Annotated in this window: 8 protein-coding genes; 6 read left to right on the forward strand and 2 right to left on the reverse strand. The window is 66.2% G+C overall.

Annotation, left to right across the window (positions count from 1 at the left end; genetic code table 11):
• Window positions 1-74 precede the first annotated feature (74 nt).
• Both pilQ and FRC96_RS14275 read left to right on the forward strand, forming a co-directional pair.
• Window positions 75-3,473 (forward strand): type IV pilus secretin PilQ, encoded by a 3,399-nt coding sequence (gene pilQ, locus FRC96_RS14270; protein ID WP_230470271.1) that lies wholly within the window; start codon window positions 75-77, stop codon window positions 3,471-3,473.
• A gap of 110 nt (window positions 3,474-3,583) precedes the next feature.
• Complete coding sequence (locus tag FRC96_RS14275) at window positions 3,584-4,309, forward strand: hypothetical protein (RefSeq protein WP_230470272.1); 726 nt, start codon at window positions 3,584-3,586, stop codon at window positions 4,307-4,309.
• Window positions 4,310-4,603: 294 nt separating this feature from the next.
• Here FRC96_RS14275 and FRC96_RS14280 read toward each other — a convergent pair whose 3' ends face one another.
• Complete coding sequence (locus FRC96_RS14280; protein ID WP_146975329.1) at window positions 4,604-6,397, reverse strand: AMP-dependent synthetase/ligase; 1,794 nt, start codon at window positions 6,395-6,397, stop codon at window positions 4,604-4,606.
• A 226-nt stretch (window positions 6,398-6,623) separates the two neighbouring features.
• Here FRC96_RS14280 and epmA point away from each other — a divergent pair, with 226 nt between their 5' ends.
• The 4 genes from epmA to FRC96_RS14300 all read left to right on the forward strand — a co-directional run bounded on the left by epmA (window position 6,624) and on the right by FRC96_RS14300 (window position 13,459).
• Window positions 6,624-7,901, forward strand: coding sequence for an EF-P lysine aminoacylase EpmA (epmA, locus tag FRC96_RS14285; RefSeq protein ID WP_146975331.1), 1,278 nt, complete (start codon window positions 6,624-6,626; stop codon window positions 7,899-7,901).
• A gap of 257 nt (window positions 7,902-8,158) precedes the next feature.
• A complete protein-coding gene (locus FRC96_RS14290; RefSeq protein WP_146975333.1) occupies window positions 8,159-9,805 on the forward strand; it encodes a lysine--tRNA ligase in 1,647 nt (548 codons plus the stop codon).
• 32 nt (window positions 9,806-9,837) lie between these two features.
• Window positions 9,838-11,577, forward strand: a complete 1,740-nt coding sequence (locus FRC96_RS14295) for a DUF6178 family protein (protein ID WP_146975334.1) — start codon at window positions 9,838-9,840, stop codon at window positions 11,575-11,577.
• 139 nt (window positions 11,578-11,716) lie between these two features.
• Window positions 11,717-13,459, forward strand: a complete 1,743-nt coding sequence (locus FRC96_RS14300) for a carboxypeptidase regulatory-like domain-containing protein (protein ID WP_146975336.1) — start codon at window positions 11,717-11,719, stop codon at window positions 13,457-13,459.
• Window positions 13,460-13,575: 116 nt separating this feature from the next.
• On the opposite strand, the gene FRC96_RS14305 is transcribed toward FRC96_RS14300, so the two are convergent.
• Window positions 13,576-14,541, reverse strand: a 966-nt coding sequence (locus tag FRC96_RS14305; protein WP_230470273.1) for a hypothetical protein, incomplete at its 5' end; no start/stop codon positions are given.

The raw sequence follows: 14,541 nt of genomic DNA on the forward strand, positions 1-14,541 counted from the left end.
GTGTGTTCGGTTGGAGCGCCCGCGCTTTTTGCCAGGAAGGCATCACCCACGCTGCAAGACGCAGGAGTCATGCTATGAGATGGAAGATACCGGTAGTGATGCTGTGCGCGACCCTGGGAATGGGCGCGCCGGCGATGGCGCAAACCCCCGCGGCCACCGAGCAGTCCAGCGCGCTTAATCAGGTCAGCGCCTTTACGGTGGAAGAGGGCGCCGACGGCACCTACATCCGGATTGAAGGCACCGAGGTGGCGACCTTCTCGGTCTTCAAGCTCGATGATCCGCCGCGCCTTTTTGTGGATCTCTCCAACAGTCGGCTCGCCGGTGAGGCATCGAGCGAGCGCGTCGACAACGGGGTGATCTCGCGAGTGGGGCTGATCGAGTTTGAAGACAGCTTCCAGACGGTCGCGCGCCTTGTGATCGGCTTTGAAGAGAGCGCGCATTACGACGTGCGCACCGAGGGCAGCGACGTGCTGGTCTTTGTCGACGGCGCCGGTCGCCGCGGGCAGAGCGGGGCGGCAGTCGCCGCCAACGCCGGCGCCTCTCAGGAGGAGCTGGATCGCAGCCGTCAGGCTTATGAGCGCGCCAACGCCGAGCTCAGCCGCACCCAGGCGCAGCTCAGCCGCGCCCAGCAGGAGCTGGCTCAGGCCCGCGCCCAGCGTGAGCAGGCCCGTGGCCAGGAGCGTGAGCGTCTGGAGCGTGAGGTCGCCAGCCGCACCCAGGCTCTGCAGCGCGCCCAGCAAGAAGCCAACGCCCGCCAGGCCGAGGCCCAGGCGCTGCGCGATCAGCTCGCCAGCCTGGAAGCCGAGCGCGACCAGAGCCGTGAACGTCTGGCCGCCGCCCAGCGCCGCGCCGAGCAGGCCGAGCAGGAGCGTCAGCAGGCGCTGAGCCTGGCTCGCGCCAAAGAAGAAGAGGGCGAGCGTGCCCGTCAGCGGGCGCGTGAGCTGGAGTCGCGTCTGAGTCAGGCCGAGCAGACCCTGGCCAGCGTCAACGCGCAGCGTCAGGGCGCCCAGGGCCAGATCGGCACGCTCAGTGAGCGCGTCGAGGAGGCCGAGCGTCGCCTGGCCGCCGAGCGCCGCCAGCTTGAAGAGGCCCGTCGCCGTGAGGCGCAGCTCCAGGCGCAGCTTGAGCAGCTCGGCACCTCGAGCTCGCAGGCCGATCGTGACGCCATCGCGCAGGTCGAGGCAGAGCGCGAGCGTCAGCGTGAGCTGCAGGCCCGCGCCCAGGCCGAGGTCGAGCGCGTGCAGCGCGAGGCGGCCGCCGCGGAGCGCGAACTTCGTGAACTGAATAACGCGCTGACCCAGCGCGACGCCGAGATCGAGCGTCTGCGCCGCGAGGTTGAGCAGGCTCAGCAGGCCCAGGCCCGCGAAGTTGCCAGCGCCCATGAAGCCGAGCGCGCCCGACTGCGTGCGCTCAACGAGGCGATCGCCCGCGAAGAGCAGCGCGTTGAGGCGCTGGAGCAGGCCCGCCGCGCCGAAGAAGGCCGTCTGGAGAGCCTGCAGGCCCGCCGCACGCAGGAAGAAGACGGCGTTGAGGCGATGCGTCAGGAGCGCGAGCGCATGGAGGCCGAGCTGGCCCAGGCTCGCCAGGCCCTCGAGAACACCCGCGATGAGCTCGCGCGTGCTGAGCAGGCCCGCCAGGCCTCGGAGCAAGAACTTGAGCAGGTCGCCCGCGCGATCCCGGTGGATCCGAAGAGCTCCAACGCGGTGCGCTCGGTGCGCCTTGAGACCGGCGACGACGGCCGCTCGCGCATCGTCGTGCAGCTCGACCGTCCCGGTCAGGTGGAGACGACCCGCAGCCGCGACGGTCGCGCGGTGATGATCCTCAACGATGTGGCGCTCCCCGAGCATTTGGAGCGTACGCTGGCAGCCGACTCCCAGGGTGGGGCGGTGCGCTTTGTCTCCAGCTTTGTCGACGCCCGCACCAACACCGTGCGTATGGAAGCCGAGCTCAACTCGGAGGCCAGCGCCCGTCTGAGTCAGAGCGGCAATGAGCTCGTCTGGGAGTTCGCTCCCGAGCAGGCGCAGCCCGCCCAACAGCTCGCCGCGGACACCGCGCCGCGCCGTGTTCAGGACGGTCAGAGCGTGACCTCGGCGCCCCCGAGCTACCCGCGGGTTGTCACCGACCCCTCGCAGGTCAGCTCGGTGCCCGGCATGAGCCGCAAGCGCATCACCATCGATCTTCGTAACGCCGATGTGCAGAACGTCCTGCGCCTTGTGGCCACCGAAGGCGGCGTCAACATCATCGCCGGCGACGGCGTGGAGGGCGTGGTCACGATGCGCCTTCGCAATGTGCCGCTCGACCAGGTCTTCCTTAACATCCTGCAGGCGCTGCAGCTGGGCTTTGAAGTGCGCGGCAACGTGATTCGCGTCGCGCCGGCCTCGGTGCTCTCCGAAGAAGAGGCCGCCCGCGCCGAAGCGCGCACCCGCGCCCAGCGTGTGCAGCCGCTTGAGGTCTTCCTGCTGCCGGTGAACTACGCCACGGCCGACGAGCTCGTCAGCCAGGTGCAGGGGCTCTTGAGCCCGCGCGGCAGCGTCTCGGTCGATGCCCGCACCAACACGCTCATCATCAAAGATCTGCGCGAGAACCTCACCTCGATCCGCATGCTCGTTGAGACGCTCGACTCCCAGGTGCCGCAGGTCCTCATTGAGGCCCGCATCGTGGAGACCAGCGACACCTTCAGCCGCCAGATCGGTGTGCAGTGGGGTGGTGATATCGGCTTCTCCCAGGGCACCGGTAACCCCACCGGGCTTATCTTCCCCAACGTTCTGGGCCTGGCCGGTGGCGCGACCGACGGCCAGACTCCGGTGGCGGGCACCTCGTCGAACCCCAACTTCGCGGTCAACCTGCCCGCGCCGGTCGGTACCGGTGCCGGTGGTGCCATCGGCCTGACGATGGGCAGCGTGGGCGGCGCGGTGAACCTGAACCTGCGTCTCTCCGCGCTGGAAGAGGCCGGTCACGCCAAGATCGTCAGCGCCCCGCGCATCCTGACGATGGACAACAAGGAAGCGTCCATCTCCCAGGGTACCAGCATCCCGATCAGCGTGGTCGGTGCGGCCGGTGTGCAGACGGTGTTTGTCGACGCGACGCTTGAGCTGACCGTCACCCCGCATGTCACCCCCGACGGCAACATCCGTCTGTCGATTGACGCGACCAAGAACGAGCCCGACTTCCAGAACACCGGCGCCCGTGGTGACCCCACGATCATTCAGCGCCAGGCCACCACCGAGCTGTTGATCCCCGACGGCGACACCACCGTCATCGGCGGCATCTACACCCGCAACGCCGGTCACAGCGTCTCGGCGGTGCCCTTCCTGCATCGCATCCCGATTCTGGGCTTCTTCTTCAAGACCCAGTCCGAGAGCGAGCGCCGCTCGGAGCTCTTGATCTTCATCACCCCGCGCATCGTCAACCGCGCCGAGTCGCTCGGCGGCATGTCCGCCGGCAGCGTCTCCGGCGACGGATGGGAGGAGTGATGATGGAAGATTGGTCCAACGCAACAGATTCTGCGACAATGGGGCAAGACCCCACTCAAGAAACGCCACAGGTCAACCGCGCCGAGAGCGCGGCGCCGACGAGGAGATGGATGATGAAAACTCCGATGAAGGTATTGAGCGCGAGCGCCCTGCTGGCCCTGAGCTTGAGCGGGTGCGTGGAGCAAGACGCCACACTCCAGCTCAAAGGTGGCGTGCTGGCCACGACCGGGGAGGGGGAGGTCGCCTGCGTGCTTCCCTCGGACTATGAGTCGGTGGTGGTCTTCTCCTCGAACGGCTTTATCGCCGGCCAGGAGTTTGCGGAGTTTGGCCAGCCGCTGGTCGGCGATGAGTACGTGCCGGGCAGCCAGAACGCGTTCAACCTGGGCGTGGCCTTTCTCAACCGTCTCCCGGACTCCCGCAACGTCGGGGCGACCGGCGGCGGGGGCTCCGGTGGTTTTGAGGGACTCTACCTCGACCAGAACGCCATCACCGTGACGGGCGCTCGCGTCAACGTGCCCTCCGATCTCAACAGCTTCGCCGGTGTCGGTAGCGTGGACTTCCCGGAGGCCCGTCGCGACTTCAGCGCCCTGGTGGAGAGCGGCGGCGGCTCGGTCGTGATGACCGTCCCGCTGATCGCGGGGAGCTCGGAGTATGACGTGCTCGAAGAGTTCGTCGCGTCCTCCGGAGCCAGCCAGATCACCTTCGTCTTTACGATGCAGCTCGTTGGCGAGACCCTGGCCGGCAACGAGGTCACCTCCAACATCTATCAGTACCCGGTGACGATCTGCCCGAGTTGTGATGCCGGAACCACGGGCGTGTGCGTGGTTGCCGAGTGAGGCATAGAACTGTGGCCCGCGCGTGTTTCATGCGCCGGTCAACGTCGACAGCTGGCGTTCTCCCTGCGGAGTGAGCCGGTCTTAGAGCCCCCCGGATGCGTCGCATCCGGGGGGCTTTTTTTGCGCATCGCCCGTAGCACCGGCCGCTGCGATTCCCGGGGAAAGCGCAAGCACGTCCGGGTGAGGCGGGCCGGGCGCGAGGGTACAAAAAAGCCCTCGCTGACCTTAAGGTCGGCGAGGGCTGAACGTCGCAGGCGTCAACCCGGCGTCGAGCGCCGGATCGAAGCTGAGGCATCAGGCCGCGGCGGTCTTATCGTCGCTGTAGAGGTTGTTGATCATGTCACCGTAGCGCGCCATGACCACCCGACGCTTCACGCTGAGCTTGGGCGTGAGCATGTCGTTGTCGGCGCTGAACTCCTCTTCGATGAGCGCAAAGCGCTTGGGACGCTCGTAGCCCTTGAGCGAGGCGCTCACCCGGTCGATCTCTTTCTGGTAGAGCTCCTTGACCTTCGGATGGGTCAAAAGCTCATCGCGGGGCACGCCGTTTTTGTCGGCCCAGCTGCTCAGGTTCTCCAGGTCCACCACGATCAGCGCCACGTTGTAGGCCTTGTTGGTGCCTTCAACCATGACCTGGTTGACGTAGGGCGAGAGCTTGAGCTGCTCTTCGATAGGACCGGGCACCACGTATTTGCCGTTCTCAAGTTTGTACTGCTCTTTGACGCGGCCCAGGATCCAGACGTAGCCATCTTCGTCCACGCGGCCGAGATCGCCGGTGTGGAAGGTGCCGTCATCGTCGAGCACCTTGGCGGTCTGCTCGGGCAGGTTGTGGTAGCCCTGCATGACGTTGGGCCCCTTCACGCAGATCTCACCGGTGCCCGAGGGGTAACCCTCCACATCGGCGATCGTCACGGTGACACCCGGGATAGGCTTGCCGACGCTGCCGATCTTGCGGTTGTTGGGGTAGTTGCAGGTGGCGATTGGCGAGGTCTCAGTCAGACCGTAGCCCTCGTAGACGGTGATGTTGAGGTTGTCGATGAAGCGGGCCACCTCGGGGCTGAGCGCCGCGCCGCCGCTGAAGGCGTATTTGAGCCGGCCGCCGAAGCGCGCGCGCACCTTCGAGAAGACCAGCTTATCGTAGAACTTGTTCATCATCCCCGTAAGCCCGCCCGACTCACCGCGGTCGCGCGCCGCGCGAAGCGCCTCGGAGTTGGCCATGCCCTGGGTGAAGAGCATCTGCTTGATGCCGCCCTCGGCCTCCATCTTCTGCTGCACGCCGTTGTAGATGCGGTTGAAGATGCGCGGCACCGCAAAGAGCAGGGTGGGGCGAACCTCCGAGAGGTTCTCGATGATGGTGTTGACGTTCTCGGCGATACCGAGCGCCGCGCCCATTGAGAGCAGGCAGTGCAGCTCGACGACCTGCCCGAAGCTGTGCGCCCAGGGGAGGAAGGAGAGGCTGACGTCGTCGGGGCCGATCTCCAGCAGTTTGTGCACGCCGTTGACGTTGCTCATGATGTTCTTGTGGCTGAGCAGCACGCCCTTGGGATCGCCGGTGGTCCCGGAGGTGTAGATAAAGCCGCAGACGTCATCTTCTTCCGGGTGCACGATCGCCGCCGGAGTTTTGGCGCCGTGGTCGAGCAGCGTCTGGTAGCTGTCTTCGGAGTCACGGGGGCCGTCGAAGTAGATGACGCGCTCGAGTGAGTCGAGCTCGTCGATCAGCGGCTTGACCTGGTCGTAGATCACCTGGTTGGCCACCAGCGCGACCTTCGCGCCGCTGTCACGCAGGATGTAGGTCCAGTCCTTGACCAGCTGGGCCTCGTACATCGGGCAGTAGCGCCCGCCCAGGCTGTAGGTGGCATACGCGCCGACGGCCCACTCCACGCGGTTGTTGGCGATGACGGCGACGGTGTCGCCTTTCTCCACGCCCATATCCGCCAGCGCGCCGCGGAACTGCTCGACCTGCACGCCGAACTCACCGTAGGTCGTCCACTTGTAGCTTCCGCCGGTCTTGGTGCCGAAGAGCGGAGACGACTTATACGTCGCGACGCTGTGCTCCAAAATCTCGACGAGGTTCTTAAACTCTCTGGCCATCGATCACTCCAAATTTCGCAATACGCGTTAGCACTCGACGCTCACTGTGCCGTAAACAGCTGAGCGTGCGTGGCCAATCAGGACCACGGCTTCCTCGATCATCACCATTCGACAAACTGCTCTTAGCCCGCCAATCTAGCCGCCAATGCAGAGGCGCGCAAGGTGCCCTGAACAGGCTTTGTGCGCGCGTTCGTTTTGCCGATAACTCCATCTCTCGCAGAGACTTATGACCGACACCCAACGACTTGACCGACTCCCCGACTGTGCCAGTGTTCAGACCCGGGGCAGGCTGGTGCAAACTGAGCACGGCTGGCGACTTCGCAACCTTCATATCACCTGCGATCTGGCGTTTTCTGGCGGGGATCGGCCCGCCGCGCGCGATCACCTCGCGCTGGTGGAGGTCGGTGGAGCGCGGGAGGGCGCCGTCCTGCAGGTGAGCACCTGGCGGGTCATTACGCGCGCCGGAAGCGGTCCGACGCGCCTGAGCGCCGGCCGCACCACCGAGTTGGGCCGGGCCATCGAGGCCCGCGCAGCTTTCAATCGCCGGGCCCGCAACTTCTTTGAAGCCCGCGACTTCATCGAGGTCGAGACCCCCGCCTGGGTGCGTGCCCCGGGCACCGACGTGCATCTTGCGCCGGTGGGAGCCACCGTGCACCTCGACGGTGCGCACCACCCGCGCCCGGGTTACCTGCACACCTCGCCAGAGTTCAGCATGAAGCGCCTGCTGTGCGAGGGCGCGGAGCGCATCTACCAGCTGGCCCGCGTCTGGCGCGATGGCGAGGTCACCGCGCGCCACAACCCGGAGTTCAGCCTCCTGGAGTGGTACCGCGCCTGGGAGCCGCTCGACGCCATCATCGACGATGTGGAGCAGCTCGTCTGCCAGACGCTGCACGCCGAGAGCGCGCGCCCCGTCACCGCGCCCATTCGCCGCGTCACCATGCAGGAGGTGGTGTGGGAGGCGTGCGGCTTCGACATTTTGGAGAACCTCAACGCCGACGCGCTGCGCGAGACGGTGCGCCGCCTGGAGCTTCTCCCGCCGCATCTGTGTGAGACACCGCACTGGGACGACCTCTTCTTTGCGCTGGTCGTCGAGCATCTCGATCCTCATATCGCCACGATGGGCGCCGTCTTCGTCACCGACTGGCCCGCGCCGCTCGCTGTGCTCGCCAGAAAGAACCCCGACGATCCGCGCACCGCCGAGCGGTTTGAGCTTTATGTCGACGGCGTGGAGCTGGCCAATGGCTTTGGCGAGCTGACCGACGCGCAGGAGCAACGCGAGCGTTTTGAGGAGGATGCCCGGGCGCGCGAGGCCCGCGGGCTGCCCGCGCTGCCGATGCCGGAGGCCTTTCTGGAGGCGTTGCGCTTTGGCATGCCCCCCTCCTCGGGGGTCGCGCTCGGGGTGGACCGCCTCTTGATGCTGCAACTGGGCACCGACACCATCCGCGACGTGGCGCCTTTTGCCCTCTGGCGCGATGAGGCCGGCGAGCTTGTGGACTGGCCTTAGAGGCCCATAAAGAGCGCGAAAAGCGGCGCGCTGGAATGCGCACCGCGGGCGAAGCGCTCCCTGTAGGGCCGGCTCGCCGCCGGGGCCATGAAGAGGCCTCAAAATGACGCCTGCCGAGGGGCGTTTGTTGGCCTCGCAGACCCGGTTGCATTGTCGAAATGCCCCCACTACAGTGCCGCCGCCGACGCCCCGGCGCGCGGCCTGCGTATCCTGACTTCCCGCACAATCTGGTTAACCCGTACCACCGAGAGCGCACCATGAGTGAGTTGCCCGAACACCTCAAAGCCTGGCCCTACCGCGAAGCCCACAAAATCGTGGAGCGCGTCGAGAAGACCAAATCTGGCGACGAGAAGGGCGATAAACCCACGCTCTTTGAGACGGGCTTCGGGCCCAGCGGGCTCCCGCACATCGGCACCTTCGCCGAGGTCGCTCGCACCACCTGGGTGCGCAAGGCCTACGAGCACCTCACCGGCCGACCCACGCGCCTGGTGGCGTTCAGCGACGACCTCGACGGGCTGCGCAAGGTGCCGCAGAACATGCCCAACCAGGAGCTCATCGCCGAGCACCTGGGCAAGCCCCTGTGCGACATCCCCGATCCTTTTGGCGAAGAAGAGAGCTTCTCGGGTTATATGAACGCCCAGCTGCGCCGCTTCCTGGACTCCTTTGGTTTTGAGTACGACTTCGTCTCGTCCAACGAGCAGTACCGCAGCGGCGCGTTCAACCCCGGGTTGACCCGCATCCTGGAGAAGTATGAGGAGGTGCGCGGCGTCATCACGCCCACGCTCAGCCAGGAGAAGCGCGCCGACTGGAGCCCCTTCTTCCCGATCTGCCGCAAGTGCGGCAAGGTCTACACGACCCGCATCACCGGGGTAAATCCCGACGCGGGCACGGTGTCGTACGCCTGCGATAAGTCCTTCCGCGGCATCGCGTCCTGCGGAAATCAGGACACCGTCCCGGTCACCGATGGCAACGTCAAAGTCGGCTGGAAGGTCGACTGGGCGATGCGCTGGTACGTGCTCGGCGTCGACTACGAGATGTACGGCAAAGATCTCATCGAGTCGGCCGAACTCTCCGCCAAGATCGTGCGCGTGCTCGGCGGCGAGCCGCCGGCGGGCATGTTTTATGAGCTCTTTTTGGATGAGAACGGGGCGAAGATCTCCAAGAGCGTCGGCAGCGGCCTGACCATCGACGAGTGGCTGCAGTACGGCACGCTGGAGAGCCTGAGCTGGTTTATCTTCCAGAACCCCACCAAGGCCAAGAAGCTGCACTTCGACGTGATCCCGCGCTCCACCGACGATCATCTGCAGGCCCGCGCCGAGTTCGGCCGCGCCGACGACGAGCAGGAGCGCCTCAACAACCCGATCACCTTCATTGAGTACGACAAGATCGACGCCGGCCAGGAGCTCGGCTTTGAGAGCGATCTGACCTACTCAATGATCCTCAACCTGGTGAGCGTGCTCAACACCGGCGACAAAGCGATCATCCGCGAGTACCTCCAGCGCTACGATGCGCATTCGGAGGACGATGACGCGGTGATCGACGACATGATCGACCGCGCCGCGCGCTACTACCAGGACTTCATCGTTCCCACCAAGAAGTACGAGCTTCCGTCGGACGAGATGATGCCGAGTGTGCGTCAGCTGCGGGAGTTTCTGGCGGGCTACGAGGGCAACGACGCCGAGGAGCTGCAGGCGGCCACCTACTCCGCTGGCAAAGATCAGGGCGTGGCGCTGGGTAAGTGGTTTAAGACGATGTACCGCATGCTGCTTGGCCAGGATCGCGGCCCGCGCCTGGGCACCTTCATTCACCTCTACGGGGTCAAAGAGACCCTGGCGTTGATCGACGAGCGCATTGCGCAGAAAGAGGCCGAAGATCGCAGCGCTGACGGCGGCGATGACGCCTGAGCACGTCCCCACGCACCTCCAAAGGGCGAACCATGAGCAACGATAAGATCGTCGAGTTGAACCCGCATCGCACAAGCCCGGGCATTGCCCGGGCGCTGATCGCCGGTCAGGACACCTCGCTGGGGCCTGGCAACCCGGTCGAGCAGATTCAGGCCATCCTCGATCGCCCCGACGCCGAAGGCTTCATCCCGAGCATCAACCCGCACAGCCTCTTTCGACTGATTAAAGAGGCGGGTTTTGATCAGGGCGTCGACCTGGTGCCCTACGCCAGCCCGGAGCAGATCCAGGTCATCATCGACCTGGACTGCTGGGAGGGCGACCACTTAAGCGGCCGCCGCATGGCCACCTGGATGGCCGTATTGGTGGCCGAGGCCGACGACGCGCGCTTTAAGCAGGTGATCCGCGAGCTCGATCCGGAGGTCATCGCGCTCTACTTCAAGGCGCACGTGGAGGCCGTTGAGGTGCTCGATCCGGAGGAGGGCATCCCGGACCATCTGCCGGACCGCGTGGAGCTGAGCCCGGACAACGCCTACGCGCTCGTCTACACCGACGATGAGGACATCGCCGCGCTGATGCGCGCGATGGTCAAGCGCCTCTACGAGGTGGACCCGGCGATGGCCTGGACGCTCTTTGAGGCGGTGCGCTGGGAGCTGACCTCGCAGATGGAGGAGATGGCCCTGCAGTGGCGCACAAGCCGCCTGGAAGAGTTCGGATATGTCGCGCGCACCGAGGCGCTGGCGGTCTACGCCTACCTCAACCCGGTGCGTTTTCGGGAGCGCTGGGAGAAGGGCGACATCGAGGCCAAAGTCCAACTCGCTGCGCCCGAGACCTTTGATGTGCCGCGGGTGCTCGTTGAAAACCTCGATGAGCGCCTCTTCTTCTTTAAGGTCGTCGACGCCCTCGACGATGACGCGCTTGTGGAGCGCATCGCCGCCGAGCTCACCGCGCTCAACAACCGCACGATGATCGCCGACGGCATTGAGCCCGGCGAGATCGAGACGGGCAGGGAGGTGGTGCGCCGCACCGGCGGGTATTTGAGCCTGGGGCTGGAGTTTGTCTCCCGCACCGAGCTTGAGCGCGCCGAGCGGGTGATTCGCACCGTGCCGCTGCGCCAGCTCTTTCAGGTGGGTTACTCGCTGGCGCATAACCTCAAGCTCAAGGCGGCGCAGCTGGAGCAGCGCCCTACGCTCACGCTCGTCGAAGATCTTCCCTACTCGCTGCTCAACCCCGATGAGGCCGCGCTCTTTGAGGGTTTGAGCGCGGTGCGTCCGACCTTTGCCGCCGATCGGGCCACCTTCGACATCTTTCACACGCAATCGCAGGTCGATCAGGCGGCGCTGCGCATCGGGATGCTGGCGTTTAAGCAGATCTGGCTCTTCGGGGTGACGCGTCACCGGGTCGAAGATCTGGCCGCGCTCCTCTACAACGACAAGCTGCGCAATGAGGCCGACCAGGCCAGCTTTGACGTCTTCTTTGCGAGCTCGCTGGCCACCCACCTGATCGCCGGGAAACCCTGGGTACGCGGGCTCACCGAAGCCGAGCTGCGTGAGCTTCCCGCCAAACTTCGCCAGGCCCCCTGGGGCGACGATCCGATCGGATATTTTGAGCCGGTGATCGGGCCGATCCTTGTGGAGCTTCCGCCGGCCACAAGCGGGTTGGCCACGCGCTGGTTGCGCGAGACGTTGGCGCAGCTCGTCGATGAGCTCGGGCAGGTCAGCGACTTCATTGGCGCCGAGCCCTATACGGAGCTTCTGCTCGTGGCGGCCGAATAATGCGCCGTGGATCGGGGGGCGAGGCGATGCCATCGTGGGATTGTGGCATCGCCGACCGCACGTGTGGTAGGATGTAGGTGCAAAAGCGACGTACAGCCGGTCCACCCCGATCTTCGACCCCGCCTCAAGGGAGAGGTTCATGCGCCAGATCTTCGTCGCCCTCATCGCCCTGATTGTTCTGCTACCCACCTCGCAGGCCTTTGCCGGTGAGCTCAGCGGCCGCCTGGCCGACGGCTGGACGGATACGCCCATTGAGGGCGCCACCGTCGAGGTGCTGGGCCTCAACGTCCAGACCACCACCGACGCCGAGGGGCGCTGGGAGTTCGATCTTCCCGAGGGGGAGTACGAGCTCGCGATTGAGGCGCCGGTCTTCGATGAACGTCATCAAAGTCGTCTGGTTCACCAGCGTGTGCCGCAGCTGCGCCCGGCGCGCGCCTACGTCTACACCTCGGCGTTTTATGATCGGGGCGTGCCGGCGGCGCCCTATCCGGTGGGGCTCCCTTCCACGTCAGGGCGCATCGAAGATCCGGCCGGACCGCTGGAGTTGTGGCGCCTCTGGGGCAGGGATCCGGAGATGGCCAGCGCGCTCTACGAGATCCCGGCCTCCCAACCGCCGATCATTCGCGTGGGCCGGCGCGCCGACCACACCGGCGCTCAGGGGTGCACCGACAGCTCCAACCCGATCGTGGCCATCGATGAGATGACGCTCGATGAGTACGTCAAAGGCGTGCTCCCTCCGGAGATTGGCGTTTTTCGCAACCTCGCGGGTGCCAGCGAGGTGTACAAAGCCTTCGCCATCGCCGCGCGCAGCTACGGACTCTACTTTGTGCTGCGCTACGGCCCGGGCAACCGCCGCGACCTTGGGCGCTCGGTGCCGCCGCATAACTACTCCTGGTTTCATATCGACGACACCGCCTGCAACCAGCGCTACGACGATCAGCGGCTCACGATCACCACAAATGCCGCCGAGGCCGTCTCGGAGCTGATCATGGTCAAGCGCGGCTCACCCTCGACCATCGATAAGTACGAGTACGCGGCGAGCTGCGGGAAGCACGGCTCGCGCCCGGCGTACCAGTCGGCGATTGTGCCGGATAACGCCCCGACGAGCGCCTGCGCCGGTAGCTGGTGCGGGCATAACAGCTGTGCGGCGCACGAGGATCACCCCAACGTCTCCGGCAGCGACCGCTGCCTGGTGCGGGGCATCTGCCAGTGGGGCTCGATCTCGTGGGCGGCCAGCGGCAAGACCTACACCTGGATGCTCGATCATTATCAGCCCAACACCGAGCTCCGAACGCTGGCTTCCGCGGGCAGTGAGCCGGCCGTGCGACTGACCGGCTACGTGTATGAAGACCCCGATGACATCACCGGCAGCGCCATCGCCGGCGCCACCGTGCGCTTGAGCGACGGTCAGCAGGCCACCTCCGGGGCCAACGGCGCGTACAACTTCGATCGTGTGCTGCTCTCGGAAGGGGAGGTCACCATTGAGGCCAGCGCGCCGGGCTACCACACGGCCACGCTGGAGAAGACCCTGGAGGCCGGTGTGACCAACTGGGGGAGCATCCGCCTGGAGCTCGACCCGGACTGGGAGCCCGAGCCCGAAGACCCGGAAGATCCCGAGCTGCCTGACGATCCGGTCGATGCGGGCAGCGACGTCCCGGATGCTGATGGTGCCGATGTGGGCGTCGATGACGCCGGCTTTGACGACGCCGGAGGCGTCGCGCGCCCCGAAAACCCCTGGACGGGTGGGGAGTCGCAGATGAGCGTGCTGAGCGCCTCGCCAGGCGTCAGCGGCGGCTGCCAGGCCGCGCCCGGCCTGCCGGCGCCGCTCCTGCTCACCCTGGTGCTCTTTCTGCTGGGCGTGCCGGGAGGTCGCCGGCGCTAAAGGTGCCAGGCGCGTCTCTGCGTTCAACGCAAACGACATCCCCATCGCGATGAAACAAAAAGCCCCGGTCGTGCGGACCGGGGCTTTTTTCATGCGTGATGTGATGGCGCGCAACCTCAGGTCAACGCATCGCTTAAGTTGACGCGCAGCGCGCGGGCGCGCTCGATGCTCTCAAGCTCGTCCTCCTCAAGCTCGCCCTCACCGAAGATCGCCGCGCGTTCTGCGGCGCGCGCGCCCTGGGCGAGCGCGGAGAGGGCGGCCTGGCGACGGCGCTCCTCGTCGGCGTCGAGCTCCACCCGTGAGTGGGAGCGGCCAGGTTCAAAGCTGCCCTCGGGGCCGATGATGATCTGCGCGTCGACCGCACCCAGGTCCAGAGTCTCAATGATGTCGCTCAGCCCACCCAGCTCGGGGGGGACGCGCAGGTAGAGCAGCGTGGTGTGGCTGGCGTCGCGGGTGGAGACGAGCTGCTCGCTGACCATGTCGACCAGATCGGCCAGCCCCACACCCCGGGCCACGGCCTCGGGGGCGTGGGTGTGGGTGAAGGGCTGCAACGTGGGGAGCGTGAGCAGGTTGAGCGTGGCGTGGCTGTGACGCATCGACGCGGCCAGCGCCACGGCCAGACGCAGCGCGCTGGCCTGCTCGCCAGGGGAGTTCTCGGTGACCACCCGGGTGTCGGGACGGTCGAGATGTCCCGTCATATCAAGGGTGTGAAGCGCCCCGTAGGTCTCTTGAAGATGGGCTCGCACCCGCTGGCCCACCCGGGCGAAGAGCTCGCCGGGGGAGGAGGCTTGCTCGCGCGTGTCGATGATGAGGTTGATGCCGCCGCGTGCCAGGGGGGCGAGCAGGTCGAGCACCTCCACCCCCACGGGGATGCGCTCGCGTTTGCCTTCAAGCTCGCTCATGGCCACGCGCTCCGGCCACAGGGGGGTGGTGCCTTCGGCGTGCGGAACGACCTGCGCCGAGGCGAGCTCCACCACGCCCCCCGGGCTCACACCCAGGGCGGCGCGTTTGCCCGTGGCCTCCACGCTCACGCCCGGTGCGCACCACGCGGGCCACTGCGGCGCCCAGAGCCGGGCGCGGCG

The organism is Lujinxingia vulgaris (assembly GCF_007997005.1).
Classification (GTDB): Bacteria; Myxococcota_A; Bradymonadia; order Bradymonadales; family Bradymonadaceae; genus Lujinxingia.

What these genes read in the sequence shown, in the direction of transcription:
- FRC96_RS14275 (WP_230470272.1), top strand. Translation starts at nt 3,584, where the DNA reads ATGATGAAAACTCCGATGAAGGTATTGAGCGCGAGCGCCCTGCTGGCC.
- epmA (WP_146975331.1), top strand. Translation starts at nt 6,624, where the DNA reads ATGACCGACACCCAACGACTTGACCGACTCCCCGACTGTGCCAGTGTT.
- FRC96_RS14280 (WP_146975329.1), bottom strand. Translation starts at nt 6,397, where the DNA reads ATGGCCAGAGAGTTTAAGAACCTCGTCGAGATTTTGGAGCACAGCGTC.
- FRC96_RS14295 (WP_146975334.1), top strand. Translation starts at nt 9,838, where the DNA reads ATGAGCAACGATAAGATCGTCGAGTTGAACCCGCATCGCACAAGCCCG.
- pilQ (WP_230470271.1), top strand. Translation starts at nt 75, where the DNA reads ATGAGATGGAAGATACCGGTAGTGATGCTGTGCGCGACCCTGGGAATG.
- FRC96_RS14300 (WP_146975336.1), top strand. Translation starts at nt 11,717, where the DNA reads ATGCGCCAGATCTTCGTCGCCCTCATCGCCCTGATTGTTCTGCTACCC.
- FRC96_RS14290 (WP_146975333.1), top strand. Translation starts at nt 8,159, where the DNA reads ATGAGTGAGTTGCCCGAACACCTCAAAGCCTGGCCCTACCGCGAAGCC.